18 protein-coding genes are annotated in these 25,715 nt (G+C 46.6%); 7 read left to right on the top strand and 11 right to left on the bottom strand.

The genetic code is table 11. From position 1 onward, the window contains the following. The first annotated feature begins 180 nt into the window (after window positions 1-180). Window positions 181-1,749, top strand: coding sequence for a 2-oxoglutarate dehydrogenase complex dihydrolipoyllysine-residue succinyltransferase (gene odhB, locus EXU57_RS10170; protein WP_133268096.1), 1,569 nt, complete (start codon window positions 181-183; stop codon window positions 1,747-1,749). Between the two features lie 167 nt (window positions 1,750-1,916). Beyond that, window positions 1,917-3,086 carry an Fmu (Sun) domain-containing protein gene (locus EXU57_RS10165; protein WP_133268095.1) on the top strand — a complete coding sequence of 390 codons (1,170 nt, stop codon included), beginning with the start codon at window positions 1,917-1,919 and terminating at the stop codon, window positions 3,084-3,086. A 6-nt stretch (window positions 3,087-3,092) separates the two neighbouring features. On the opposite strand, the gene EXU57_RS10160 is transcribed toward EXU57_RS10165, so the two are convergent. From EXU57_RS10160 to EXU57_RS10135, 6 genes are all read right to left on the bottom strand, one after another. Continuing rightward, entirely contained in the window at window positions 3,093-5,030 is a 1,938-nt protein-coding gene (locus EXU57_RS10160) for a S8 family serine peptidase (protein WP_133268094.1), read from the bottom strand. Between the two features lie 167 nt (window positions 5,031-5,197). Continuing rightward, complete coding sequence (locus tag EXU57_RS10155; RefSeq protein WP_133268093.1) at window positions 5,198-5,947, bottom strand: hypothetical protein; 750 nt, start codon at window positions 5,945-5,947, stop codon at window positions 5,198-5,200. Between the two features lie 194 nt (window positions 5,948-6,141). Further along, window positions 6,142-8,607, bottom strand: a complete 2,466-nt coding sequence (locus EXU57_RS10150) for a discoidin domain-containing protein (RefSeq protein ID WP_133268092.1) — start codon at window positions 8,605-8,607, stop codon at window positions 6,142-6,144. 426 nt (window positions 8,608-9,033) lie between these two features. Continuing rightward, window positions 9,034-10,137 (bottom strand): tRNA 2-thiouridine(34) synthase MnmA, encoded by a 1,104-nt coding sequence (gene mnmA / locus EXU57_RS10145; protein ID WP_133268091.1) that lies wholly within the window; start codon window positions 10,135-10,137, stop codon window positions 9,034-9,036. A gap of 100 nt (window positions 10,138-10,237) precedes the next feature. Continuing rightward, window positions 10,238-10,744 (bottom strand): GNAT family N-acetyltransferase, encoded by a 507-nt coding sequence (locus EXU57_RS10140; protein ID WP_133268090.1) that lies wholly within the window; start codon window positions 10,742-10,744, stop codon window positions 10,238-10,240. Window positions 10,745-10,754: 10 nt separating this feature from the next. Continuing rightward, on the bottom strand, window positions 10,755-11,357 hold the full coding sequence (locus EXU57_RS10135) for a VanZ family protein (RefSeq protein ID WP_133268089.1): 603 nt from the start codon (window positions 11,355-11,357) through the stop codon (window positions 10,755-10,757). 208 nt (window positions 11,358-11,565) lie between these two features. On the opposite strand from EXU57_RS10135, the gene EXU57_RS10130 reads away from it, so the two are divergent. The 3 genes from EXU57_RS10130 (at window position 11,566) to EXU57_RS10120 (ending at window position 14,957) form a co-directional block, all read left to right on the top strand. Next, entirely contained in the window at window positions 11,566-12,015 is a 450-nt protein-coding gene (locus EXU57_RS10130) for a single-stranded DNA-binding protein (protein ID WP_133268088.1), read from the top strand. A gap of 295 nt (window positions 12,016-12,310) precedes the next feature. After that, window positions 12,311-13,387, top strand: coding sequence for an Ldh family oxidoreductase (locus EXU57_RS10125; protein ID WP_133268087.1), 1,077 nt, complete (start codon window positions 12,311-12,313; stop codon window positions 13,385-13,387). A gap of 313 nt (window positions 13,388-13,700) precedes the next feature. Next, the gene (locus EXU57_RS10120; protein ID WP_133268086.1) at window positions 13,701-14,957 is read left to right on the top strand and encodes an aminotransferase class I/II-fold pyridoxal phosphate-dependent enzyme; all 1,257 of its coding nucleotides are present in this window, start codon (window positions 13,701-13,703) and stop codon (window positions 14,955-14,957) included. 170 nt (window positions 14,958-15,127) lie between these two features. On the opposite strand, the gene EXU57_RS10115 is transcribed toward EXU57_RS10120, so the two are convergent. Then, window positions 15,128-16,495: an APC family permease gene (locus tag EXU57_RS10115; protein ID WP_133268085.1), complete on the bottom strand. Its 1,368-nt coding sequence runs from the start codon at window positions 16,493-16,495 to the stop codon at window positions 15,128-15,130. Window positions 16,496-16,635: 140 nt separating this feature from the next. Here EXU57_RS10115 and EXU57_RS10110 point away from each other — a divergent pair, with 140 nt between their 5' ends. Further along, window positions 16,636-17,538 (top strand): alpha/beta hydrolase, encoded by a 903-nt coding sequence (locus tag EXU57_RS10110; protein ID WP_133268084.1) that lies wholly within the window; start codon window positions 16,636-16,638, stop codon window positions 17,536-17,538. 159 nt (window positions 17,539-17,697) lie between these two features. Here the strand turns inward: EXU57_RS10110 and EXU57_RS10105 are convergent, their stop codons facing one another. Next, window positions 17,698-17,892, bottom strand: coding sequence for a hypothetical protein (locus EXU57_RS10105; protein WP_133268083.1), 195 nt, complete (start codon window positions 17,890-17,892; stop codon window positions 17,698-17,700). Window positions 17,893-18,564: 672 nt separating this feature from the next. On the opposite strand from EXU57_RS10105, the gene EXU57_RS10100 reads away from it, so the two are divergent. Further along, window positions 18,565-20,220 carry an FAD-dependent oxidoreductase gene (locus EXU57_RS10100; protein WP_133268082.1) on the top strand — a complete coding sequence of 552 codons (1,656 nt, stop codon included), beginning with the start codon at window positions 18,565-18,567 and terminating at the stop codon, window positions 20,218-20,220. A gap of 17 nt (window positions 20,221-20,237) precedes the next feature. On the opposite strand, the gene EXU57_RS10095 is transcribed toward EXU57_RS10100, so the two are convergent. The 3 genes from EXU57_RS10095 to EXU57_RS10085 form a co-directional block, all read right to left on the bottom strand. Continuing rightward, complete coding sequence (locus EXU57_RS10095; protein ID WP_133268081.1) at window positions 20,238-21,677, bottom strand: APC family permease; 1,440 nt, start codon at window positions 21,675-21,677, stop codon at window positions 20,238-20,240. 547 nt (window positions 21,678-22,224) lie between these two features. Continuing rightward, a complete protein-coding gene (locus EXU57_RS10090; RefSeq protein ID WP_133268080.1) occupies window positions 22,225-23,592 on the bottom strand; it encodes a hypothetical protein in 1,368 nt (455 codons plus the stop codon). Beyond that, window positions 23,592-25,436, bottom strand: coding sequence for a type VI secretion system Vgr family protein (locus EXU57_RS10085; RefSeq protein WP_133268079.1), 1,845 nt, complete (start codon window positions 25,434-25,436; stop codon window positions 23,592-23,594). Before EXU57_RS10085 ends, EXU57_RS10090 begins: the two co-directional genes overlap by 1 nt. Window positions 25,437-25,715 lie beyond the last annotated feature (279 nt).

The following is a 25,715-nucleotide window of genomic DNA, read 5'->3' as shown; positions in this document are numbered from 1 at the left end:
ATTGATAATTGCTTATTTTACTTTTTCGGCACGGCAGCTGGTACCCGGAAGCCTGTACTTTGATTGGGCAGACTACTGCCGGGCTTTGTAACCAAAGCTGCAGTGTGCGACGCAACGGCTGATGATACCAGTACCACTGATGACCACCAAAAGATTAAACTAACGGAGAAATAAATATTTATGATTGACATAAAAGTTCCAACAGTTGGGGAATCTATCAATGAAGTAACGCTGATTAAATGGTTGAAGAAGGATGGTGATTATGTGGAGCGTGATGAAGTGCTTGCGGAGCTGGAGAGTGAAAAGGCGACATTTGAAGTAAACGCGGAAAAAGCCGGTGTGCTTAAAACGGTTGGAAAAGAAGGTGACACCTTAAATATTGGTGATTTACTGGCGCAAATAGATGAAACCGCCAAAAAGGATGGTGCAGGCGCCCCTGCTGCTTCCGAAATTCCTTCAGCACCTGCCCAAACAGAACAGCCAGCTGCTGCAGCTCCTGCCGCCGCAGCCCCAGCTAAAGCAACCGGTAAGGGAATAATAGATTTAAAAGTTCCGACCATTGGAGAGTCAATCACTGAAGTAACCTTGGTCAAATGGGTGAAGAAAGAAGGCGACCTGGTAAGCAGGGATGAAGTGATAGCTGAATTTGAAAGCGAAAAGGCAACCTTCGAATTAAATGCTGAAGAGTCGGGCAAGTTGTCGTTAAAAGCAAACGAAGGCGAAACATTGAAAATCGGAGATATCATCGCAACAATCGACAGTGATGTTGCAGTAGGCGAAACGCCCTCCGCGGCTCCTGCGCCCGCAGCTGCAAAGGCGGCTTCACCAGCACCTGCAGCAGCGCCGGTCACCAGCATTCCTAATGATGTAAAAGCCTCACCAGTTGCTGCCGCAATCATTGCCGATAGAAAAGTTGATCCAAAAAGTATTACCGCCAGCGGTGCACAAGGCAAGATCATGAAAGATGATGTGCTGAGTGCATTGTCGAACCCTGGCCGTACCCCTGGTAAGGCGCTATTTGGTCGCGAAGAACGTCGCGAAAAAATGAGCAACCTTAGAAAAACGGTAAGTCGCCGGTTGGTAGAAGCAAAAAATACGACTGCAATGCTCACTACTTTCAATGAAGTAGATATGAGCAGGATCATGGAACTGCGCACAAAATTTAAAGACAAGTTTAAAGAAGCGCACGGTACCAACCTTGGCTTTATGAGCTTCTTTACCAAAGCGGTTTGTTTTGCACTACAGGAGTGGCCCTCGGTGAACGCTTATATCGATGGCGAGTCAATCGTTTTTCATGACTACTGCGATATTTCGATTGCGGTATCTGCACCAAAGGGCCTGGTTGTTCCGGTAATCCGGAATGCGGAAAGTTTGAGCATGGCTGAGATTGAGAAAGAGGTGGTTAAGCTTGCCGGAAAAGCACGAGACAATAAATTGTCGATGGAAGAAATGCAGGGCGGCACATTCACGATAACGAATGGTGGCGTTTTTGGATCCCTGCTATCGACTCCGATCATTAACATTCCCCAAAGTGCTATACTGGGTATGCACAAAATACAGGAAAGACCAATGGCAATAAACGGCCAGGTTGTTATAAAGCCGATGATGTATGTGGCATTAAGTTATGATCACCGCATTATCGATGGAAGGGAAAGTGTTAGCTTTTTGGTGAAGGTTAAAGAACTCCTGGAAACACCAGAGCTTTTGCTGTTCGGAAAAGATCCGGTGAAAACATTACTCGAATTATAATTCGCATTGAAGTACGATCATAAACGCTCCCGGCTGGGGGCGTTTTTTGTTATCGCACTAGCAGGTGCCCAGGGTTGTTTAGCATGGTAATATGGTCTTAAGGTTCGCATCCATGTTAATCCATTTCTGCTAACACTATCTTTACAGCCACCTTGTTACACAGGTATATGTCACACCTTTATTCGCACCTAAATACGGCTAAAAACATCCTGGGCTTATACACCGGACAAATCCCGTTTGATATTTTTCTCCGCCAGTTTTTTGCTGCTGAAAAAAAGTACGGCTCAAAGGACCGGAAAAGTATATCGGCACTTTGTTATAACTACTTCCGGCTCGGAACTGGCTGCACTGCAAATACGGAAGATCAACTATTGGGAGGTGCATTTTTATGCAACAACGAGCCCCAGCTAATATTGCAACTGATGAAGCCGGACTGGAACGATAGGATCACGCTTCCGCTCGCTGAAAAGCTCGCGCTTGTACCATTTGTCGATCCTGCGCGCATATTTCCCTTTATTGGAGAACTAAGTAAGGATATTCAAGAAGATGCATTTTCGTTGTCATTTCTAATCCAACCAAAATTATTCATCAGAACCCGTCCCGGTAAGTCATCTATTGTAAAGCAGAAATTACAGGTAGCGGATATTCCTTTTTCTGTAATTGCAACGGATTGCCTGGCCTTGAAAAACGGAACAAAGCTCGACACCATACTTGAGCTAAACAAGGAGTACGTGGTGCAGGACTTTAACTCTCAACGAGTAGGAACCCTCTTGCCAAAGTTTGACAATGGAGTTCCCGGCATTTGGGATTGTTGTGCCGCAAGCGGGGGGAAAACCATCCTGGCATATGATACCTTCAAAAGGGTAGATATGACCGTATCCGATATTCGTCCCGGCATTTTGCACAACCTCGAAAACAGGTTATTGCAAGCAGGGATCCGTGGATACAAGTCGATAATTGTAGACCTCTCGAACGAAAAAGCGCTCAGCACAATTGGCAACCGGCAATTCGACCTGGTCATATGCGATGCCCCATGCTCGGGTTCGGGTACGTGGGGACGCACGCCTGAACAACTCACTTTTTTTAGAAAAGAAGAAATCGAAAGGTATAGTACGCTACAGCGAACCATTGCGATAAACGTAAGCCGCTTTGTAAGGCCGGGCGGGTTTTTACTTTATTCAACCTGCTCGGTGTTTACGCGTGAGAACGAGGACGTGGTGAAATTAATTACCGGACAGCAGCCGTTCACCATTATTCAGTCCTCCCTGCTCACAGGCTACCACATGCAGGCAGATACCCTTTTTGCCACCCTGTTACAACGGACCGCATCAGATTAGTTCCTGTTATAACTTCAACATCCGCAGCGAGCGCTCCACCTTGTTACCCCGGTATACCAGGGTGTATACCCCACGGGGAAGTTGGGCCGCATTGCGGAAAGTAAGCGTTTGGCTAACACCGGTTGTGGCAGCAATCCTTATTTCATCCACCTTGCTCCCCTTCGCATCAATAAGCATAATTGCGGCGGGACCCGTTTCCGTTGGGGTTACCGAAACGGTAAGTGCGGTATTGAATGGATTGGGTCCTGCGATGAGCCAATCTCCCTGGGTTGTAGTTGGCAGTTTGCTTAGGTTAACCTGTCGTGTTCTTAGCGAGTCGGTATACCTTACCAAATAATTGCCTGCTTGTACGGTGCCAAGGCTATCAAAAGAAAGGTCGTAGACTTCCTGTATTTCGCTTGCAAGGTTCCTGGTGGCAATTACCTGGTTGGCACTGTTAACCAGTTCCACCCTGGCTCTTCCGTCTACCTGCCCCAGCACTTTAACATCGATCTTCGTGGTAAAGGGATCGGGTGTAGCAAATAACCAATCCGCCCCGTACCTGGCAACATTCTCTTCCGTTTTCAGGGCCACGTAAGCCTTTCTAAAGTTTGGTATGCCAAAGCCATAGCGGTCCGTGGGCGAAGTATACCGGTCTGCACTTTTATAAACGGCATCCAATATCTTCATGTTTGTCAGGTTCGGAAACGCCTGCCACAAACATGCTATCAGGCCGGCAACATTGGGATTTGCATACGAGGTGCCATTACCCGTTTGCGGTTGGTTGTTTAAACCGGCAATAACAGTTCCTGCTCCAACAGAAACAATATTCGGTTTAATCTTTCCCGGGTAACCATAACTGCTGAAGTTAGCAATCTGGCCGGCATTGTTAACCGCACCAACTGCGCACACACTGTCGGCGTCTGCCGGAAACGAAAGGTATTTCCACGAGTTATTACCTTCATTACCGGCACTGTTCATAACGATGATGCCTTTTCGTGCCGCAAGGCTGGCACCCTTTGTAACAGGAGTGGTATTCCGGTAAAAGTCAGCATAGCTATGGTTGAAAGCAGGGGCGTCAAAGTCGTAATAGCCCAGCGATGAGGAGATCATGTCGGAGCCGGTGCTGTCGGCAAATTCAGCGCCAACTACCCAGTTGTGTTCCTCAATTGGGTATTCCCCCGTTGCATTTTCAGTTCTTACGAGCCAGTAGCTCGCTTTTGGCGCGGTGCCCACCATTCTTCCGGGCCAGTTAGCGCCCATAATGCTAAAGCAATACATGCCATGCGAATCGTCTTCGTTTACGCTATTATCAAATGCTACATAATCGCGCTCACCCAAAATCTGTCCATTCTGCCGGAGGCTGTCGAACGCAGTCACTGATTTGTATTGCGCAAAGCCCGCGTCTAAAACGGTAATCAGCTTGTTTTCGCCGCGGAAGCCTTTGTTGTGCAAAAACTCTCCCTCGTGAATATGAACCTGCGAATAACTGTTGCCATAATTGATAAGATCGCCCTGGGTTTTTTGTTCCGTTCCTGATCTTGTAATCGACTTAATTTCTTCGGTGAACTTATCATCTACCGGATCTTGGGTGCCACGAACCCTGAAGCCAACTCCGGTAACACTTCTTACAAAGGGAAACGACTGAATTTTGGCGAGTGCAGCAGCATCAGTCGACAGAACCAAAACCTGGTTGAGCCATTTTGATGTGCTGAGTACAGTAACGTTGCCAGCCAGCCTGATGCTGTCGATATACCTAAAACTTACAGGAAGATCTGTGCTGTCATACCCGATTTTCTGCCTTGCCCGGCGTTCAAGCGACCTGGCGGAGAGAAACTTAGAAGGATCGGAAATGGAGAAAGTATTGTCACCTTTATCGCGTAATTGAATGATCAGTTTAGGATACTGCGCCGAAACGGCAGCAGCAAAAAACAGGATGAAAAGGATAGGTAATAGTTTTTGCATCAGAATGGGTTGGCTAAACCAAAGCTACAACAATTCGGTATGAGCCTGCGGCCCATCCGGAGAATAGCCCATGGCTTACGGGAATGATCAGTACGCTTTTAAAGGCATAGGCTAAACAGCTGGTTGCCCCCTTTCAGCACAATATTCACCTTAACTTAAACTTGCAATTAGTAGTGATTGATCAATCTGAGTCTGACACCATAACTGGCGTCCTCGTATTTTGCTGGTGGAGGGGTGGTTTGATATGTCCAGTGCAGGAACTCCTTATAGATTAACCCTACGCCTTTTGCATACACTTCAACCCCGTAGTTTCTTTGTTGATAGTTGGCGGGGTTAAACGGCCCGGGTGGGGTGGTCTCATCATGCTGCGCTACGGTTACCGTCGATTCATAGGTTTTGTTGAGCACGGTGTAGGGCATCCCGGTCTGCTGGTACTCGTATTCCCATTCATCCAGGAAAGGTGCTGGAGAATTCAATGATTTCGTATCAATATAGGTATGTGCGCGAAAAGTAAATCCGTCTTTGATGGGTAAGGCCAATTTTATAAAGCGCAGGTTGTTATCTACATATTCCAGGGTCGTGGCCGTGGGCGTTGCTACATAAGTGGCAGCAAAGCGCCATTGTTGAACACCTGCAGTATCCCTGGTGAAACGGAAGATGCGGTAAGAAAGCCTGCCCTGGCCGTCGGTAAAAGTCGACTCGATCGTGTCTTTTGCCTGGTAGCTGTGTACAATCAGGGCGGTACCAAACGGGGCAGGCAGGGTGGAGTCCATCCGGTAGATATATGCAAGCCCGGGTTTAAGGGGAAAGTAATCGGTTATCGCGGCAGGGGTTAGCACTTCATTTTCTTTGGAGCAGCCAGTCAACAGCACCATAAGCAGCAACCCCAACATGCCAGCCGAACTTAATCTTTTCATTACAATTGAAATAGGATCGCGTAAGTTAACTTGTTTGGTGCAATGAACAATTTACTGCCCGCGAACAAGGTTTTTTTGGTGCCGGGCGACATACCGCCGATGATACATCGTTGCGTCGCAATACGTTCATCGGCGGTGCTTTTGGCAACTGTCGCTTCCGGCTGGTTACCAGTTCCCGTAATACGATCAACGGGTTATTTGTTTGGTGGTGCTGCTTTTAAGGCATTGTAAATGTCAATGCCAAATTGAATATGCGCCCCGGGTGAATAATGGGTTTGATCGCCCAATAATGGATACGAGTCCGTGTTAATCAGGATGGCATTGTTCGCAGCATTGGCCGCGTATGCGTCCTGGGCTGCCCTTACCGCGCTGCGATAAGGAAAGGTCGGGGTATTGATCCGCGCTATCACTTTTTTATAGTTCGTTAGGGGGGTACTAATATTATTCAATTGCCACTGCGACTGTATCCAGGTGTGAAAGTCATCGAAAAAGTTTTTCAGGTTTGCGCCATAAGCATTTGCATGTACATTATTCAGCGCGTCACTTTCACCGTTCACCACGATGATACCCTTTAACTCCAGTGGTTTGCCAACCGTTTTTTCTGTTGCAGCTTCCAGAGCCTGCGATAGGTAAAGCTTAAAGGTATTGTTTGAATACCCGCCTCCGTTTGCAGGGTTCCAGTCTACTGCCATGGTTGTTCCGGCAACTGCATATTGGAATATGTACGGCTGAATAGGCCCAAGTTCCTCATTTAACTTCTTTACAAACGACGTTTGTACACCAAAGTCATCGTCGTACATGCCATTGACGATTGCTGTATTTACACCGGGTGTCATTTGCGCCCACTTGTTTGTTGAGTGGCGGGTATCATAAATCTGGGCATTCATCGGAACATTGTAAATCGCCTTTTGATCGGCCGGTAAGGCACCGATACGGTTCCAACCTACGTTCGATTGGCCGATAACAATATAAAATGGAGTATTGCCAAGGTTCTTGAGCGGTGCTTCAGGATCACCCCACGCCTGGATCTCGGTAATACGCGCGTAGCCATCAACGGTACGTGTCACTGAAACACGGATCCGGGTTGTGGAAATTGGCGGGAAGGTAAACTTGCGCCAGACCTTGTTGTTGCCAACCACTTTACCGTTTGGAACCGTTACCCATGCTGAACCGTTCCAGGTTTGCACTTCAAAGTCAACGATCCCAAGTGAAGCAAAAGTCATTGCCTCGGTCGGCTCCAATGGATTAGCATTATTATCCTGGTTAGTAAAAACATCAATTTGCCGGATGTTCTTGGCTGCGTTAAACGCGATCTGGATCCATTGCGGGTTGCTGTTATCTACTGCAACGGCCCATATGCCGCCATTAACCCCGGTGCGTTCATCATTAATGGTTCTCGTTGGAGTATACTTGCCCAGGTAAGCTGATGCAGTAGCGATGGAACCCCTTGCTGCAAGTGCTACGTTGGTCATCGTTTCAGTAGGCGCAGGTTTTGTCGTGTCGGTAGGGGTTGGTGTTTTCGAAGTAGTGTCAGGGTTTGTTTTTGTGGTCGTGTCCGTAGGGGTTCCACCTGTTCCGCCTGAGCTGAACACTTCAAGTTCGGCGATCCGTGTTGCACCGTCAGCCGTTGCAAGTACCAGGACGCGCAACTGCGAAGTTGAGATTGGGGCAAAAGTAATTTTGGTCCATACCTTATTATTCCCCCGTATTGCCCCGCCCGGCACTGTCACCCAGCTTGATCCATTCCAGGTTTGAACGTCAAAGTCCTTTAAGCCATAATTTGTAAACGTCATTGCTTCCGTAGGTTCAACAGGGCTTGAGTAATTGTCCTGGATCGAAAAAACATTAACCAGGCTAACAGTCTTGGATCCTGAGAAGTTCACCTGTAACCAATCGGGAAACGTACCCCGGGTATTATCGTTCCACCAGTTAACACCTTTTCTGTCACCATCATTCGCGTATGGTCCCCAATAGGCATTTGAGTTATCGTGGTTAGAAGAAGTAGATATCACACCACCGTTAGTGCTCCGGGCGATGTTTACAGTAGGCTCGGTGGTACCCGGGTCAATTGGAGTTGATGCGCCGGGTGTAAATGCTTCTACTTCGGCAATACGCGTTTTGCCATCAGCAGTTGCCAGTACCGATATTCGAATTTTTGTGGTTGTAATATCAGGAAAGGTAATCTTTGTCCAGATCTTGTTACTTCCACGAACAGCACCACCGGGAACAGTAACCCATGCAGAACCACTCCACGTTTGTATATCAAAATCTTTTATCCCATAATTATTAAAGGTTATTGCCTCTGTTGGTTCAGCGGGGCTGGAGTAGTTGTCCTGTATGGTAAAAACATTGATCAGATTGATGGTTTTGGACCCGGAAAAACTTATCTCTATCCAATCGGGAAATGCACTTTGCGTATTATCGTTCCACCACACGGTACCTTTTCTTTCACCATCATTTGCATGAGGGCCATGGTAAGCCGAAGAGTTGTCGTGGTTTGAGGAGGTGGTTGCAACACCACCATTGCTGCTTCTTGCAACATTAACCTGCGCTGTTACGGCAAGTGTGCTCAGCAGCAGGAGCAGCGGTGTCAGCAGGTGTCTAATTAGTTGTAACAAATAGGAACTTCCAGTAGCGGTAGTAAGTGTAGGAGAATACATGGTACGGATTAGTTAGAGTGTTTGAGATGCCTGTTGCTGTTAAAGTTACAGTGCATTTATACTCGTTGCAAGCTGTTCATTACAGAAAAGCATGCCAATTATCGCTGGTTTTTAAGCCTTAATACCCATAACCGTGGTATAATGACCAGTGTATACCATAAATCAGTAAATCTTGTAATAGTACAGCAGGAAATATTAAAACGGAAGTAGTTTTTAAAATGGAACAATGACCAATGCTATCCCTTACACTAAATGCATTGGCATGTTGTTGCGGTACTGCCCAAAACTAATGTACGCATTGAGGATTTTAGATATAGTGCAGCAAAAAAAAACGACAACTGTTTACTACAATTGTCGTTCAGGTATATTCAGCAATTAACTGCTTCCGCAATCAGGATCGGTACAATGTTTATCTGGCGAAGAAAGCTAATTGGTAAGACTTCCTCTTTGTATTATCCCGCCCCCGATTACATCATCGTTTTCGTAGAAAACTGCGCTTTGTCCCGGTGCAATCCCTTTCACATGCTCATAAAAAGTAGCCCTTACCGTGTTGCTATCGGGATAAAGGTTGCTCAGGCAACCCTGATCTTTGTACCGGATTTTTGTAATGGCTTCCATCCCGGGGGTAAGGGTGTCGTATTTTCCCATGTTGATCTTGCCAACAACCATTTCGTTTTGTTGAAGATCCACTTCGTCGCCAAGAACAACGGTATTGCTTTCCGGGATGATTTGGGTAACAAATACCGGGCGACCCATTGCTACAAGCCCTTTGCGCTGCCCGATAGTATAAAAAGGGTATCCATTGTGTTTGCCAATGATCTTGCCGTTTTTGTCAACGAAGTTCCCACCGGCTACTTCTTCTTCTAAACCATCAACCCGCCTTTTTAGAAATCCGCGGTAGTCATTATCGGGCACAAAACATATCTCGTAACTCTCACTTTTCTTAGCAAGTTCAGGATAACCCATATCATGGGCCATTTGCCGGATCTCGGTTTTATGATAAACACCAAGCGGTAAGATCGTCCGGCTCAAAAGCTCCTGGTCTAGTCCCCAAAGCACATAGCTTTGGTCTTTGGTTGCGTCTTTGCCTTTGCTGATCACATATCGCCCGTTGTCGTGCTGGCGTACATTAGCATAATGCCCGGTTGCTATAAATTCGCAATCCAAAGCATTCGCCCGCTTCAGCAAAGCGCGCCATTTAATGTGGGTGTTGCACATCACACATGGGTTGGGTGTTCGTCCGGCAAGATATTCGTCAACAAAGTTTTCAATCACAAAATCGCCAAACTCTTCCCTGATATCGAGAATAAAATGCGGGAAACCATGGTGCACCGCTGCTGCACGGGCATCGTTAAAGCTGTCAAGGTTACAGCATCCCGTCTCCTTTTTGCTACTGCCCGCACTTGCATAATCCCAGGTTTTCATCGTAATTCCAACAACTTCATAGCCCTGCTCATGTAGCATCAGTGCAGTTACAGTACTATCAATTCCTCCACTCATCGCAACGAGCACTTTACCTTTCCGGCTCATAAATTAAAATTGAACAGCAAATTTACGACAACCCCGTTAGAATATCATTTGATACCCCATTCCGCAATGGGTTATAAGTTTCATTTAAGATAAAAGTGGGTTATTCAGCCAAACGTTTGCCCAGAATCAGTAACGTACGTTCAACTCCATCAAGATTGGCAATGCCCGGCAATGTTCCCCAGGTGTCGAAGCCGACTGCTCTAAACAGCCTTATGCTGGCGTCGTTATGCGCAAAGATGTATCCAAGCAGATTTTTGAAGCCAAAGTGCGGGCTATTGGCCAGTGCATACTCCAGTAATTCCCGGCCCAGTCCTTTGCCCCTGAAGCGCTCATCGAGGTAAAGACTGATTTCAGCCGTGGCTGCATAAGCCGCCCTGCCATAAAATGGCTGAAAACTTATCCAGGCAAAGATTTCTTTGTTAATGTCCATAGCCACCCAGAGGGGCATCAGTCCGGGGTCGTGTTCGGTAAACCAGGCAACCCGGCTATCTACCGAGATGGTTTCAAGGTCAGCAGTAACCATCCTGGATGCAACCGTGGAATTATAGATGTTAACGATGGCTTCAAGATCGGTGAATGCGGCATCCCTTATTGTCCAATCCGGCATATACAGGCAATCAGGTGGTTAAGTTATTCTCTGCGTAGGAAGGCTGAAAAGATTTTTTTACAACCAGTAGCTGATAAGCCAGGTATCCAAGCGCTACTCCGGTGGTATTTAGGATGATGTCGTCAATATCAGCAGAACGGTATATCGCAACGAACTTAAGAAAGTATTGGAGCGTTTCGATTACAAAAGATACCAGGAAACCGGCGATGATTACCCGCTTAAACGATTGAAAGTACCTGAAACATATCGGAAACAAAAAACCTATCGGCACCAGCAGCACCAGGTTCCCCAATATGTTTTCAACAAGATGAGGAAGCATAATCCTGAACGTATGCGTTTTCAGGATGTCTTCAAGATTGGTTACCGCATTAACGAATGGAACGATGTTCGCCCGGTTTGGAAAGCTGTTGGTGTACTTGGAAAAGGGTAATAGGGTTATAGAAACCAGGCCAATGAAGTAACAATAGAGCAATGCATAAGCCAGTTCCTGTTTGTAATGGGCGCTTTTTGAAACAGGTTTTTGTCGCTGGTACACAAACCGTCTGGCCAGGACCCATAAAGGCAGGGTGACCAGGATCACTACTAAAACGGTATGTGTGTATTGCGGGTTCACTTAGCTAAATACGATGAAAACGTAAATTCTGGCAAAACTATACATCCCTGGCTGTGAAAAAACCTTATTCATTCGTTGAGATCGTTAAAGTTTCTTCCATTCAGCTGGTTTTAAGTGTTTAAAAGGCATGACATGAAAAATTTTTCGTCACAGGTACTCCGTAAGATATTTTTATTACTTTGTCCACCTACCACAAAACAATTTTAATATGATCAAGCTACAAGTAATTGGCAATCTCGGCCGGGATTCCGTTACGAATAACGTTAACGGAAAGACCGTAATTAATTTCAGTGTTGCTCATACAGAGAAGTACCGGGATGCACAGGGCCAACAAAAAGACAAAACCCTGTGGGTGGAATGTGCATACTGGACTGATCGCGTGGGTATTGCACCTTACCTGAAAAAAGGAACCCAGGTTTATGCCGAAGGTACACCCGACATCCGCACCTATACCACGAACGATGGTCGTCAGGGAACTTCGTTGAGTTTGCGGGTAATGAGTATCCAATTGCTTGGAAGCAAAGGAGAGGGCGGCACAGCTGAACAGCAGCCAGGAGCAAATTATGCGGTTCAATCCGGTAACGGTAACACACAGGGCAACAATACGTCGGTGATGGCTTCCGATGTAAACGAGCCGATGGATGACCTGCCTTTCTAAACGAATATCTTCCCGGTCAACATCCTATTGAGGTACAAAGGCCCTGTCCCAGGGTTTTTGTACTTACTTTTTATTACGTTATACCTTCAGCCGGCTACTATCCGTTTAAAGCCCGACTACTTCGGTCGTGTTGTAGTAAGAAGGTTAATACATGGCCTTGTAATGATCAATCATGCCGCAGCAGAACCACGAAATATAGAGACTGAGGCATCTGCAACAGAAAGACTAACCTTCGTATTCCCCGCTGACTGGATTCGCGCAATCCTCCTTTCTCCCGCTTTCCTTATTTTGCACCATGAGTGAAATTTTTAGCTACGAACGGTTGTACAACTTTGCCTATAATGTCTTTTGTAATATCGGGTGTAATCCTGGTGACGCCAAACTTGCCACTTCCGTGCTGCTCTCTGCCGATCTTCGGGGAGTAGACAGCCATGGTGTTGCACGGTTAACGGGATATGTTCGACTTTGGGAAGTGGGACGGGTAAATGCCGCTCCGGCAATTAAGGTCAGTTATGAAACGCCATCAACAGCGGTTGTGGATGGCGATGCAGGGCTGGGTCTTGTCGTAGCTCCTTTTGCAATGAAGGTTGCCATCGGAAAAGCGAGGATTGCAGGAACTGGTTGGGTAAGCGTTAAAAACAGCAATCACTATGGAATTGCAGGTTATCATGCAATGCTTGCTCTGGAAGATGATATGATCGGCATCTCTATGACCAACGCAAGTGCGCTCGTGGCACCCACTTTTTCGATCGAACGTATGCTCGGCACAAATCCTATTGCTGTAGCAATACCGGCCGGCGATCAACCGCCATTTGTTGCCGATTTTGCAACCACTACGGCAGCAAATGGAAAACTCGAGATACTTCAGCGGAAACAGGAGCCTGCGCCGTTTGGCTGGGTTCAGAACAAGGATGGCCAGCCTTCAACAGATGCAAACGAGCTTAAAAGCGGGGGTGCATTGTTGCCCTTGGGGGGCGATCGTGAACACGGAAGTCATAAGGGCTATGCTTTAGGCAGTATCGTTGATATTTTTTCGGCAGTGCTTAGTGGTGCCAGTTACGGCCCCTGGGCTCCACCCTTTCCTGCCTATGTACCGATGCCCGAAAACATGCCTGGAGTAGGACTCGGACATTTTTTTGGGGCGATGCGGGTAGATGCTTTCCGCCCGGCTTCGGAGTTTAAAGCACACATGGACAATTGGATAAACCGTTTTCGCGCTGCTACCCCCGTACCAGGCGAAGAAAAGGTACTCATACCCGGCGATATTGAACGGGAGATGGAAGTTTTCCGGATGGCGGGCGGCATTCCGCTTGTGGATCCCGTAGTTCAGGATCTGCAGCAACTTGCTCAAAAACTCTCGATTATATTCTAAATTTATTTCCCATGGTAATCCCTGCTTGCCAACCGATTAAGTAGAGAGTAATCCGTTAAACGCTTGATTAAAGTCGTTTAAATGTAAAACCACCTTTACGGCATAAAGATGTAAACATCTATACCTTAACTTTGCCGCACTTTTAAACGGCCTCGTTGAAAGGCAACTGATTCAATACTTACTGCTTTAGTTATTCATTGTACGATCGATGATGTAAAGCAGTCTCTATGAATAATCTGTATCCCCTGTAGAGCGTTGTTACCGGGGCTGGTTACTAACATAGGTGTGCAATCAACATAACTAAATACAATATATGGCAGACGTTTTTGCAAAATTGGTGAAGGATGGCGGCCCGCTTGGCCAGCATATGGATAGGGCACACGGTTATTTTGCCTTTCCTAAACTGGAAGGAGAGCTCGGTCCCCGGATGACATTCCGGGGAAAGGAAATGATTGTTTGGAGCCTGAATAACTACCTCGGGCTTGTTAACGATCCGGAAGTCCGCCGCATCGACGCAGAAGCTGCCGCAAAGTACGGAATGGGCAACCCAATGGGAGCCCGGATGATGAGTGGGAATACACAAAAACATGAAGAATTGGAGCGGGTGATCAGCGAGTTTGTCAGCCGTGAGGACACCATGTTACTAAACTTCGGCTACCAGGGCATTATGAGTTGTATTGATGCATTGGTAAACCGTCGCGACGTGATCGTTTACGATGCCGAAGCACATGCCTGTATAGTAGATGGTGTTCGGTTACATCTCGGTCAACGTTATGCATTTAAACACAACGACGTTGAAGATTGTGAAAAACAACTTCAGCGGGCTACCGAGATGGCAGCTAAGTCTGGCGGTGGTATTCTGGTGATTACAGAAGGTGTATTCGGGATGGATGGTGAGCAGGGCAAGCTCAAGGAAATTGTTGCACTTAAACAAAAGTATGAGTTCAGGCTACTTATCGACGACGCCCATGGATTTGGATACATGGGACCAACCGGCGCCGGTGCCGACGAGGCACAAGGATGCCAGGACGGAGTTGATCTATACTTTTCTACGTTTGTTAAAAGCATGGGCAGCATAGGCGCATTTATAAGCGGACCCAGGGCGGTATTAAGGTATCTCCGGTACAATACCCGCAGCCAGATTTTCGCAAAAAGTCTTCCTTTGCTGATTGTTGAGGGCATGCTGAAGCGGATGGAAATGGTAAAAACAATGCCTGAACTGCGCGAGAAGTTATGGAGCAATGTAAACAGGTTGCAATCAGGTCTCAAAGCAAGAGGTTTCGATATCGGCAATACCAATTCACCGGTAACGCCCATCTTTATGAAAGGCGACGTACCGGAAGCTACCTCTATGGTAATGGACCTTAGAGAGAATTATCATATTTTCTGTTCAATCGTTGTTTACCCGGTAATTCCCAAAGGCGATATCATATTCAGGATCATCCCTACTGCTGCGCACAGCGAAGAAGATGTTGATCTGACGCTGAAAGCTTTCGATGAGTCAAAGAAAAAATTAGACGCTGGTCTTTATAAATCTGCGCAAATCCCCAATATGGCAGAAGCAATATAAAAATATGCTCTCAATACAGACAGCTATGAAGCACCAGGTGTTTCATAGCTGTTTTTTTTGCGGTCGTTTGCAGTACAGTAATCTAATCTGATCATATCGCCGACCCCTGCAACGCCTATGCTTAAGATCTTTTACCACTAGAGCTTGGCGGCAGTACTTGCACGCTATTTTTAGAATTTCGAAACGGCTTGTGGGGCCTTCGATCTATGAAACGGCCACTCCGAAGAAAGGTAAGCTTTCACCAGGTAAACGGCCGTGCCGGCTCCAATTACCGTAAGCCCATACAGCACGAGCTTCAACCCCGTAGAACGGAGAATAAAAAGCCAAATGGCTATCGCCAATAATGCAGGGAGAGGGTACAAGGGCATTTTGTATGGGAAGATTTTTTTCCCGCGCTGCTTATGCAACAGCAACAGGCCGACAGCCTGCCCGATAAACTGGATGAGGATACGCATAGACAGTATGGCGCTAATCACATCTCCTAACCGGAACAACAGGCTGAATACAAAAGCAATTCCGCCGAGTACCAGTAACGATATATACGGAAAGTGTTTGGTGGGATGCAACCTGGCAAACACTTTAAAAAATGCACCATCACTTGCTGCTGCATAAGGTATACGGGTATAGCCAAGCGTAGCTGAAAACACCGAAGCAAATGCAACCCACAATATCAGGCAGGTTGCGACTTTTGCAGCAAAAGAACCTGCGATCCGTTCAATAAATACACTCACAACAAACTCGCTGTTTTTTGCTTCCTGCCACGGTATCACACTCACCACGCTGATGTTCATCATGCCATACAATACGGCAATTCCCGCAATGGATAGGAACATACTCCGTGGAATATTCCTCGAGGGATTGATGATCTCCCCTCCAAGATGACAAACATTGTAGTACCCCAGGTAACTATAAACGGTTTTCACGCTGGCAAAACCCAATGCAGATACAAACGCATAATTCAGTTCCAGTCCATTGTTAATATCCCTGATGGGTTGTAAAAAATTGCCGTGTGCAATGCCACCACCGATGATCCAGAACATGGTAAGCAGAACCCCAACCCATAGTAAGATGCTGATTTTCCCGATCGCTTCAATTTTCCGGTACAACAATAATACAATCAGGATTACGATTGAACCACTCAGCGCTTTCGAAGTCAGGTCCGACATCGGAACAAGAAAAGAAAAATAAGAGGCAAACCCGATCGCTGCTGAGGCAATTACAAGTGGGGCCTGTATCATGGTTTGCCAAACAAAGAGAAAGCTAAAGAGCTTGCCCGCGCGATTTTCTCCATATGCTTCTTTCAAAAAATTGTAACTGCCGCCAGCTCGTGGAAAAGCCGTACCCAACTCACTCCATACCATTGCATCCACAAACGATAATGCTGCTCCTGCAAGCCAGGCATACAGAAAAAAGGGGCCATTCATCATGCCGATAACCATCGGCAGGGTAATGAATGGTCCTATACCCACCATGTCGATCATGTTTATAGCAGTAGCTTGTGGAAGACCCAACCTTCTTTGCAATGATCCATTCTCCATGAACAGTTATTTAGCCGGAAAGCGTCAAAAGTAGTTGTAAATCTTCATTGCGATTTTAAGTGCCATTTTCAGGGTTGCATATCCACAAAGGCAGGAGTGTTAAGGCCAATCTTAGTATTTTAGCTGCTGAAGTTTATCGTATGAAAATCTTTTTTCTGCTGCTGCTTACCCTAATGGTTGCTGGCGTTCAGGCCCAGCAGGTAATTCCTTTATACCCGGGTATAATTCCTAATGCAAAAGCAAATGCCGGCAAAGAAAGGGTGGTTACCGGCGACGATGGTGGAGCAAGGATTAGCAAAGTTTCGGAGCCTACCCTAACGGTTTACCTGCCACCAAGCGGTAAGTCAAATGGCGCCGCGGTAATCGTGTGCCCGGGTGGCGGATACGCAAGGTTGGCGATCAAAAAGGAAGGCGATGATGTCGCACAACAACTAAGTGAGTGGGGGATAACCGCCTTCGTGCTTAAATACCGCTTGCCCGATGATACGTTGATGCAGGATAAGGAAATTGGTCCGTTACAGGATGCACAACGTGCGATTCAACTTGTGCGGGAGCGTGCAACAGAGTGGAAGCTCAACAAAAATAAAGTTGGCATAATGGGCTTCTCAGCCGGCGGGCACCTGGCCGGATCATTGGGCACCCATTATAAGAACGCGGTAATTTCGAATACATCGGGCATAAACCTTCGACCAGACTTTATGGTGCTCATGTACCCTGTTGTGAGTATGACCGACAGCCTTGCGCACATGGGCTCCAGAACCAACCTGCTTGGTCCTTCGCCATCAAAAAAGAAAATAACTGAATACTCAAACGAAATGCAGGTCACCAGGCGAACACCGCCTACGTTCCTGGTGCATGCTAAAGACGATAAAACGGTTAAAGTTCAGAACAGCGTAGCGTTTTTTGATGCCTTGCAGAAAAAGAAAGTGCCTGCCGAGATACATTTATACGAGAAAGGCGGCCATGGCTTTGGACTCAACAATAGCACCAGCCCTGATAAATGGATGGACTGGCTCAAGGTCTGGTTACAGCAATATATTTAGGTTTACGCCCTTCTGGGCAACCCCGCATTGATTTGCAACTTCGGAGAAAGGGCATGTAAACCTTTGTAAACTTGAAAGCAACAATAATAATAAGAGGGTGATTTCGAGTCAGGTAAAATTTAAGAACCTGTAAGTAGAATTGGGATACCATACCGCGCATTAATACGAAGAGCGCCAAAGCCTTCTTCTCGACTTCAAAGGAAAAAGAATATCCTCGGCAGTCTCATAACCTTCATCAGCAACCTGAGCTAACATATAAGTTTTTCTATGCTGTTTTGAATTGACATAATAGATTATAACACCGGCTAAAGTTACTGCAGCAACACCCAAAAGTATTCTACTGGAAGTTTTCATTCAAAGGTTTTGGCGAAGTTAAAAAATAGGGCAACAATTAAGTGTTATCTAACCTGTTAATATCAAATGATCTTTGCTTTTTGTCCGATTTGCAGCACTTCATTTACTTAAACTTACTAACATGTAAGTAGCTGCTAATCGAAAGCTTAATCTGGATTTCTGCCCTTCCTTGCCCACCATGGGGCATTAATTTCTGCTAGCAACAACCACACCGCATGTGCAAAGTGTGGGCAGCATTCAGCTGTACCACACCAACCGTGGCTTTTATTGGTTCGCGTTCCGGAATGCAGCTACAGCTACCAACAGGGGCTATTTTTTTGGACCCGGCATCAATTCACGATGTCACATCGTTGCGTCGCACTCTTGTACTTTTAGTTCCTCACGCAGCAAGCGTTCAACAGGGGAATTTATCAATGATAGAGGGGCACTCCAAAACCGTTTATTGGGGAAATCACCTGCAAACAGTGCGGCGCGATTTTATGGTATTTTCTTGTGATGTGTTTGGTCACGAGTTTCGGATTAGCGTTTTTACCATTTCCGGGATCCGCTATCCATGAAACTGGCAGAAGGATCATAAGCTGTCCGGTGCCGGTTACGTCAAGATAGGGGTGAATGCATGCGATCTGACCCCAGCTTGAAGGTGATACGCCTGAACACGAATAATATAGCAATATGGATGTAGCAAATTATAAAGAGCGATTTCCCGGGGGATTTCCCTTGCTCTCGCCAACACAAATTGATTCGATTGCAAGCATTGCGCAATGCCGAACTTATAAGGACGGTGAAGTTTTACTAAAAGCAGGTGAAACCGGCTTTTTATTTCATGTTATTCGAAAGGGAAATATCGAAGTTATAGACCGTTCAGGTGAAAAGCCGCAAACGATCCTTGTACACGAGCCACTGGAATTTACGGGCGATATCGCCAACTTTTCCGGCCGGGCATCCAACGTTGACGCAATAGCAAAAGGTCAGGTTGAGGTTTACGAGATATGTAGCGATGAGCTCCACCAATTGATCAGTGAACAACCGGAGTTAAGCGACACGATTTTAAATGCTTTTATTATCAGGGGAAATGCCCTACAGGAAACCGATTTCACTGGGCTACGGGTTATTGGTGCTCCGGATTCGCAGGACACTTTCAGGCTCCGGGACTTTCTTTCAAAAAACAGGGTGCTTTATACCTGGGTCGACATGGAAACTGATCCTGTGGTACATACCGTCTCCCGGAATTTTGGCGTAAAAGAAAGTGATTCGCCCATTGTGGTGTATGGTAATGAATGGATACTTCGAAATCCTTCCAACACCCTGCTTGCACAAAAGATTGGGCTTAAGCAGGTGTTAAACGACGAGCCATACGACCTGGTAATCGTAGGTGGCGGACCTGCCGGGTTAGCAGCTGCGGTTTACGGCGCGTCTGAAGGTCTGGATACCGTGGTACTCGACATGACTGCCCCGGGCGGACAAGCGGGAACAAGCTCCAAAATTGAAAACTACCTGGGGTTTCCAACCGGCATTTCAGGCTCTGAACTTGCCGCCAGGGCGGCTGTACAGGCCGAAAAGTTTGGAGCAGTGTTCAGTGTGCCGGCCCACGTAAGCAAATTGGATTTTGAGGAGCAGTTGAGTGTTGTTGAGCTGGCATCAGGGGAAAGAATAAAAGCAAAGTCACTTATCATAGCAAGTGGGGCCGAGTACCGAAGATTAAACGTTGATAACCTTGCGCAATTCGAGGGTAGGGGAGTGTACTATGCCGCCACCAAGATGGAAGCTACCATGTGTGGTAAAGATAACATAGCTATTGTTGGTGGAGGTAATTCGGCCGGCCAGGCAGCCGTATTTATGTCCAGGAATGTCGGAAAGGTATACCTGGTGATCAGGGGCGAAGAGTTGGCACTAACCATGAGCCATTACCTGAGTCAGCGGATAAACGAGTGTGGCAATATCGAACTACTCCGACATACCGAAGTGATTGCCCTCAATGGAGAAGATCGTTTAGAAAGCATTGGAATAGTCAACAACAAAACACAGGAAAAGAGCATGCTGGAAGTTTCCGCCGTATTTTCTTTTATTGGCGCTATTCCACGTACCGAATGGGTCGGAGAAGGGATTGATAAAGATGATAAGGGATTTATTCTAACGGGGGCACACGTAGCAGGGTCTTCCAAATGGAACATCGAACGCGCCCCATTCCTATTAGAAACCAGCAGGCCCGGTGTTTTTGCCGTTGGCGACGTGCGTAGCGAATCCGTTAAGCGGGTGTCATCTGCAGTTGGTGAAGGTTCAATGGCAGTACAATTGGTTCACGAGTACTTGAAGGATTTAAACGTGTGACCAGGAGCCAGGCTACCTTAGTGATTGTGGGCAGAAGAGTCCTGCATTCCTGGTACTTGTAGGGATATGTCCGTCTGTTTATTCCGGCTTTTAAACAAATAGTAAAAAGGCACCCCGGTGAGCATCAGCACAAGCCCGATAGCCGCCTCACGCGGTCTGCTGAAAACGGTGTTAAATACCAGGGCTATGCAAAATAAAATAACAATAGCGGGTACTACAGGGTAGCCCCACACTTTATAGGGTCGAACCGCATCCGGCATTTTGCGACGCAGTATAAAAACCCCAAGCGTTGTTGCGCCATAATAAATGAATACCGCAAATATGATCATATCGGTAAGTTGATCAAACGTGCCCGACAATACCAGCAAACACGCCCAGGTCCCCTGGTAAACGAGCGAAACACCCGGCGCATTTCTACGGTTGAGTTCTGCTACCGACCTGAAAAACAAACCTTCTTTTGCCATTGCATAATACGGTCGGCAACTTGCCAGGATAGTGGCATTTGTACAGCCGAGTGTCGTTAACATAATGAGTATACTAATAAACAGGGCTCCGTTGCTTCCCCAAAAACTTCGCACTGCTTCAACAGCTGCGATTTGGTTACCCGAGTTGTAAATCGCCTGCAACTGGTCAACTGATAATAACGACAGATAGGTGGTATTTACCAGAAGGTATAATGCAATAATGGTGAGCACGCCAATTGTGATACCGCGTGGGATGTTGCGTTTTGCATTCTTGATTTCGCCCCCGATATAACCGATTGCGGCCCATCCCTGGTATCCCCAGAATGCGGCCAGCATTGCGGTAAATACCGCACTGGCGGAAACGGCCGTATTATTATCGGTGGGCATGGCAATACGGGAAAGCTGCGAATGCTCACTGGCAAGTCCAAAGCTGATGATGGTCAGAATGCCGCCAAACACAAGGATCAGTATCGCAGTACTAACTCCTGCCCCGGCTTTAATACCACGGGCATTAATCCATGTTAGTAGAATGATCAGGAGGATAGCCGCGAGTTTTACATTCAGATCGGCAAACGGGTAAAACGTTTCAAATAAGTTGAAGCTAGCCAGGGCGGGCAAAATAGCAGGAAGGTGTACAATGTTGTTTAATGACTGTGCAAATACATAGGCCAGTGCCGAAATTGCTGCCGTTTGTATGATGGTAAAGAGCGACCAGCCAAACATAAAAGCAAAGAAGCGGTTGTAGATCTTTTTATAGTAGGCGTATTCGCCGCCGGTATCGGCCAGTATTCCCGCAACCTCGGCATTGCACAAAGATCCAAATAAGCTTATGATCCCGGCAAGTATCCAGCAAATGAGTACCCAGCCGGATGAATGAAGTTCTGCAGCCATTGGCGCCACTTTCTTATAAACACCTGAGCCGATAATATTGCCAATCACGACGACAATAACCAACCTCAAACCCAGCGACCTGCTTAACTGCCTGGAACTCATAACTTCGTTTGGCTGAAGCTAAGAAAAGATATTGTATTTCAATGCTTGCGGGTGACAACAGCATATCTACATGCTACAACCAATGTGGACTCACTTGCTTGTGACAACAGTATTCACGTATTGCAATTGCAGCTCTCCACTACTGGGATTAAACGATCCATCTGATGTGGATTATCGATGTGCTGACTTCTGGAATATCATTATTGTGTAAACCCAGGCCAGTCAGCAATGTTTTGAGTTCCCCTGTTCAGCGAGCCATAACACACAGCGTTTCGCAAAACCTCCCTTAACGAAAAGTCAGAAATCGATTAATAGCGGTTCAAACGATTAACAGCGGTTCAAACCTCCCGTATTTAGAAACAACTTCCAGTGAGTCTCCATTGGTAAACGCAAGTCCTTGCAGGTGTGTTAAAGTCACTACTAAAATGGATTGTTCAAATCCAATCGGTGCAAAGTGCGCCTGACAACGATGGCTGTCGACAGACCCTGTGCTTTTGTTTGCAGGAGCAATTGGCAATTTAGTTTCGGCCAGGTTACTTGACTGTACTTAAACCGGATGAAACGCGGTGTGTTCATATTCCACCACCTGTGCCTTTTTCGATTTCGCCCCTTCAGCTTTCTGCCGGGTTTTTGCTTCCCAACCAGGCCCATAAACTTCGGTCATGCGATTGCCAACTTCATCAGCAGCTGCATATTGTTTCTGCTCTTGCATTCGGTCAAAGAGCGCAAGACCTATCGCATAAAAATCGGAGTGCGAGAGTTCTGCAACAGGCATTTGTTTGCTGAAATCCCATGCTTCTTCCAACAGCTGCAGGTGTAGCAAATGGTCATGGTCCTTGGCCAGGGTTGCCGCTTGCTGCCATGCCGTAATTGCCTGCAGGTGAAGCCCGCAATTTGATGCAAACGAGGCTTGTTGTTGATAGTTTAGGATGGCATCTTGCCGATTGTTGTTTAATTGGTTGCAGGCTGCCAGGTGGCCATAGCATTGAACAATGAGTGGTTTGCAGGATTGGTCGCCTAACTGCATGCCTCGTTTTGCAAAGCGCAGTCCCTTCTGCAAGGTGCTTTCAATATCCTGGTACGTTTTGAAGTTAAAGAGCATTCCGGCAAAGATGATATGCGCCGTAGCAATCAAAGCCATGTTTCCAAAGCGCAACTGGTAACTTAAACAGGATGCCCCCGCGGTTCGCAACCCGGTTAAGCTGTTATTTTGAACAGCTTTCGACATCTTAAAAAGGTGGTTCCTCAGGTGTACTTCCGGGTTCAGGGGGTCACCGGATGTTGCGATCTTATTAATCGAACCCTCGAGATCGAGGCTAAGAGAGATTGTCTTAATCACAGACGGCGAATCATCAGGAAAACCGTCTGCATTCCTGGTGTTCCGGGGTACAAACGCGACAAACGTGATACCATCGGTGATACAGGATTTTTTAACCAGGTGCATCCATTGTTCATAGGCGTTTAATGATGAGATATGGTCGGGCAACAGTGCCAGGGTAAGTTTTCTACCAGGGAGAAAGTTTTGTCGGAAAGCTTTGAGCAGGTACAGGAGGTCCTGCTCCCGTCTAAAAGGCTGAAGGTGGTATTCGGGGCTGTTTGGTAGCCGGAAATTACCGCAATCATTGCCTGTTTTAGCGAGGGTAGTATCCCGTACATAAGCGTCCATCCAGGTAGCGGCAATTGCCGCGCTAAACGTATCCGCCGATTGAAATGGTGTTATTTGGGCTACAATCATCTCCGGCAGCTCACCAGCCCTTGTAGACTCAAGCTGCAGGAAAGCGTGGTAGAGTTTCACTTCACCCGGATCGATCAGCCATTGAACAATCCGGCTATTGGGATCCGAAGAAACTTCTTTTATCCAATGTTGTTGAATTTTTGTTATCAGGTTTGCTATGGGATTGTGCTGCTGGCTCATCAACTGCAATTGAGATTGAGTAAACCCCCTTTTACGTTTGCTATAGCTTTACCGTGCAGTTGAACCACAGCACTCTCCAGGTTCAAGTTCGCCTCGCCGTTGATGTCGGTTGTCGGGGCTTGTACACTTATTTTAGTTGCGCTTTCAACTGAAACACTTTGCATCGCTTCTATAATGGCCTTTGCTCCGGAGTCGATCTTCACCAGCTGGTCAGAAGATATGGACACAGCTTCAGTGTCACCTGAAATGTTGATCCGTTTTTTCGCTGCGAGATCAATAGTGCCGTCTTTTTTTAGCGTTAATGAACTGTCCCCGCATTTAAGGGTAATTGACTCCGAGCTGCTGACGGTAATGTTGCCCGCACCATCAAGTTGGATGCTGTTTTCATTTGCGTCCTTCACGGTAATGCTGTCACCGTCAAGACTGATGACACTGCCGGAAAGTGCCGCCAGGCTTTTACGCTTATTGCTTTCTCCACCGCCGCCGGCAGTTTTACCCTGGAACATACTGCCGATTACAAACGGGCGGTCAGGATGATTGTACCTGAAGCAAACCATCACCTGGTCGCCCACCTCCGGAATGAATACAAACCCCCTGTTTTTTGCCCCGGACTTTCCCGATCCGGCATCAGGCGATAAAACCCTGATCCAATCGGTAAGTTCACCATTTTTCTGCCACAGCATCTGGACCCGCACCCGACCAAGTTTGTCGGGGTCGTCGTTTTCCTTTACGATTGCAACCTGTGGTTCTCCTACGGGCAGGCGAACATTCCTGACCGGGATTGCCGTTGTAACCGCGGGCAGGGCTTCAAATGTGTTATAGTATTTGCCGTTTTCACCCACATGGTGTTCTATAGCGATAATCAGGTATTTACCATATTCCTCCTGACTTAATTCGCCATGATCAAAACTAGAAACCTTCATGTTCATTTGTATCCCTAATTTTAGCTCAGGGTTGTTGCTGCTGCCGCAGAGTACCTGCAATCCGGCAGCCTTGACGGCTTTTTGTCGTCCGACGATCTCCTGCAGTTCCATTGTGTTGTCTGCACGCTGGCTTATGGGGGCATTTGCCGGATGGGTAAAAATCCGGTCCGATGTGTCCAGCACGTGTTTGCCATAATGATATAAGCCGTCAACAGCTTTGGGCGACTGCGCGGTAATTAGATTGTCGTTTTTTGAATTGTACGAATAAGCGGTAAAATTCATGGCCGACATTTGCAGGTTTAATTTTAGGCTGGTGATGTCGGCACCATAAACAACTTCGATTGATTGGAGATTTGCCGGTTTCCCAAATACAAGCGATCTGCCATCGTAATAAAGCCATTCCGAGTAGGATGATGATAGCCTGTTCAAGTATGCAAACAAACTTTCACGGTACAAACAAGTGTATCGTATTTCCGTTTTGTGGCGGGGGTTGATTTCCGTAGCGCAGTTTACTCCCGCCAATGGTTTCGTCAGCTCCTGTACAATTGTTTTAAGGTCCTTTTTGTAAAAGGATGCAAGGTGCTCGCCATTTTCCAGGACCATGGTGGGGCTATAACCTTTTATTACGAGGTCGCCGGTAAAGCTGTTTGACTGTTCCATAGTAATCGCGAAAATGATCCCGCGGAATTCATTGGCAATGGTCGTATCATTTGCAACCTTTCTGAAACGAATGATCGCAGATTTGCCGATGAGCTGTTGTGCCTTTTGAAGCGAGAAAGATTTTTGATTCTCTAAAACATCATGGTTAATCCGGATAATAAATTCGTGGTGTTCATTAAATTTTTGGCGCAGAACAATATTGGTATAATACTCGATTCTGGTTTGCTCAATTTCAATTTCTGCAAGAATATTATACTCCATAACCTGGTATGTTTATTTTATCTGGCAAGCTTTGTGGCTACATATAAAATACTGAATAGGACACGCTTTTTAACAAAGAGATAAATTCCTGAACTATTTGTCTAAATGGTTAATAATTCAACATGGAAGGCGTAAGTCAATTGCGGCGCCTATTGCAAATCAATTGGAGCGCCTATCGCAAAAGCTGCTCCTATTAATCATGAAGTTTATCCTCCTTTGACTTTGTATGCTTCAATTTGATATTAATTCCTTGCTCAGTGACGAGGTTGCAATTGCTAT

The organism is Segetibacter sp. 3557_3 (genome assembly GCF_004354985.1).
GTDB lineage: Bacteria > Bacteroidota > Bacteroidia > Chitinophagales > Chitinophagaceae > Segetibacter.
The sequence above is the reverse complement of the archived record's forward strand: the minus strand, read 5'-3'. Positions and strand labels throughout refer to the sequence as shown.

Bases quoted from the DNA above. Each gene is read 5' to 3' on its own strand.
- odhB (WP_133268096.1), top strand. From the start codon at position 181: ATGATTGACATAAAAGTTCCAACAGTTGGGGAATCTATCAATGAAGTA.
- EXU57_RS10165 (WP_133268095.1), top strand. From the start codon at position 1,917: ATGTCACACCTTTATTCGCACCTAAATACGGCTAAAAACATCCTGGGC.
- EXU57_RS10160 (WP_133268094.1), bottom strand. From the start codon at position 5,030: ATGCAAAAACTATTACCTATCCTTTTCATCCTGTTTTTTGCTGCTGCC.
- EXU57_RS10155 (WP_133268093.1), bottom strand. From the start codon at position 5,947: ATGAAAAGATTAAGTTCGGCTGGCATGTTGGGGTTGCTGCTTATGGTG.
- EXU57_RS10150 (WP_133268092.1), bottom strand. From the start codon at position 8,607: ATGTATTCTCCTACACTTACTACCGCTACTGGAAGTTCCTATTTGTTA.
- mnmA (WP_133268091.1), bottom strand. From the start codon at position 10,137: ATGAGCCGGAAAGGTAAAGTGCTCGTTGCGATGAGTGGAGGAATTGAT.
- EXU57_RS10140 (WP_133268090.1), bottom strand. From the start codon at position 10,744: ATGCCGGATTGGACAATAAGGGATGCCGCATTCACCGATCTTGAAGCC.
- EXU57_RS10130 (WP_133268088.1), top strand. From the start codon at position 11,566: ATGATCAAGCTACAAGTAATTGGCAATCTCGGCCGGGATTCCGTTACG.
- EXU57_RS10125 (WP_133268087.1), top strand. From the start codon at position 12,311: ATGAGTGAAATTTTTAGCTACGAACGGTTGTACAACTTTGCCTATAAT.
- EXU57_RS10120 (WP_133268086.1), top strand. From the start codon at position 13,701: ATGGCAGACGTTTTTGCAAAATTGGTGAAGGATGGCGGCCCGCTTGGC.
- EXU57_RS10115 (WP_133268085.1), bottom strand. From the start codon at position 16,495: ATGGAGAATGGATCATTGCAAAGAAGGTTGGGTCTTCCACAAGCTACT.
- EXU57_RS10110 (WP_133268084.1), top strand. From the start codon at position 16,636: ATGAAAATCTTTTTTCTGCTGCTGCTTACCCTAATGGTTGCTGGCGTT.
- EXU57_RS10105 (WP_133268083.1), bottom strand. From the start codon at position 17,892: ATGAAAACTTCCAGTAGAATACTTTTGGGTGTTGCTGCAGTAACTTTA.
- EXU57_RS10100 (WP_133268082.1), top strand. From the start codon at position 18,565: ATGGATGTAGCAAATTATAAAGAGCGATTTCCCGGGGGATTTCCCTTG.
- EXU57_RS10095 (WP_133268081.1), bottom strand. From the start codon at position 21,677: ATGAGTTCCAGGCAGTTAAGCAGGTCGCTGGGTTTGAGGTTGGTTATT.
- EXU57_RS10090 (WP_133268080.1), bottom strand. From the start codon at position 23,592: ATGAGCCAGCAGCACAATCCCATAGCAAACCTGATAACAAAAATTCAA.
- EXU57_RS10085 (WP_133268079.1), bottom strand. From the start codon at position 25,436: ATGGAGTATAATATTCTTGCAGAAATTGAAATTGAGCAAACCAGAATC.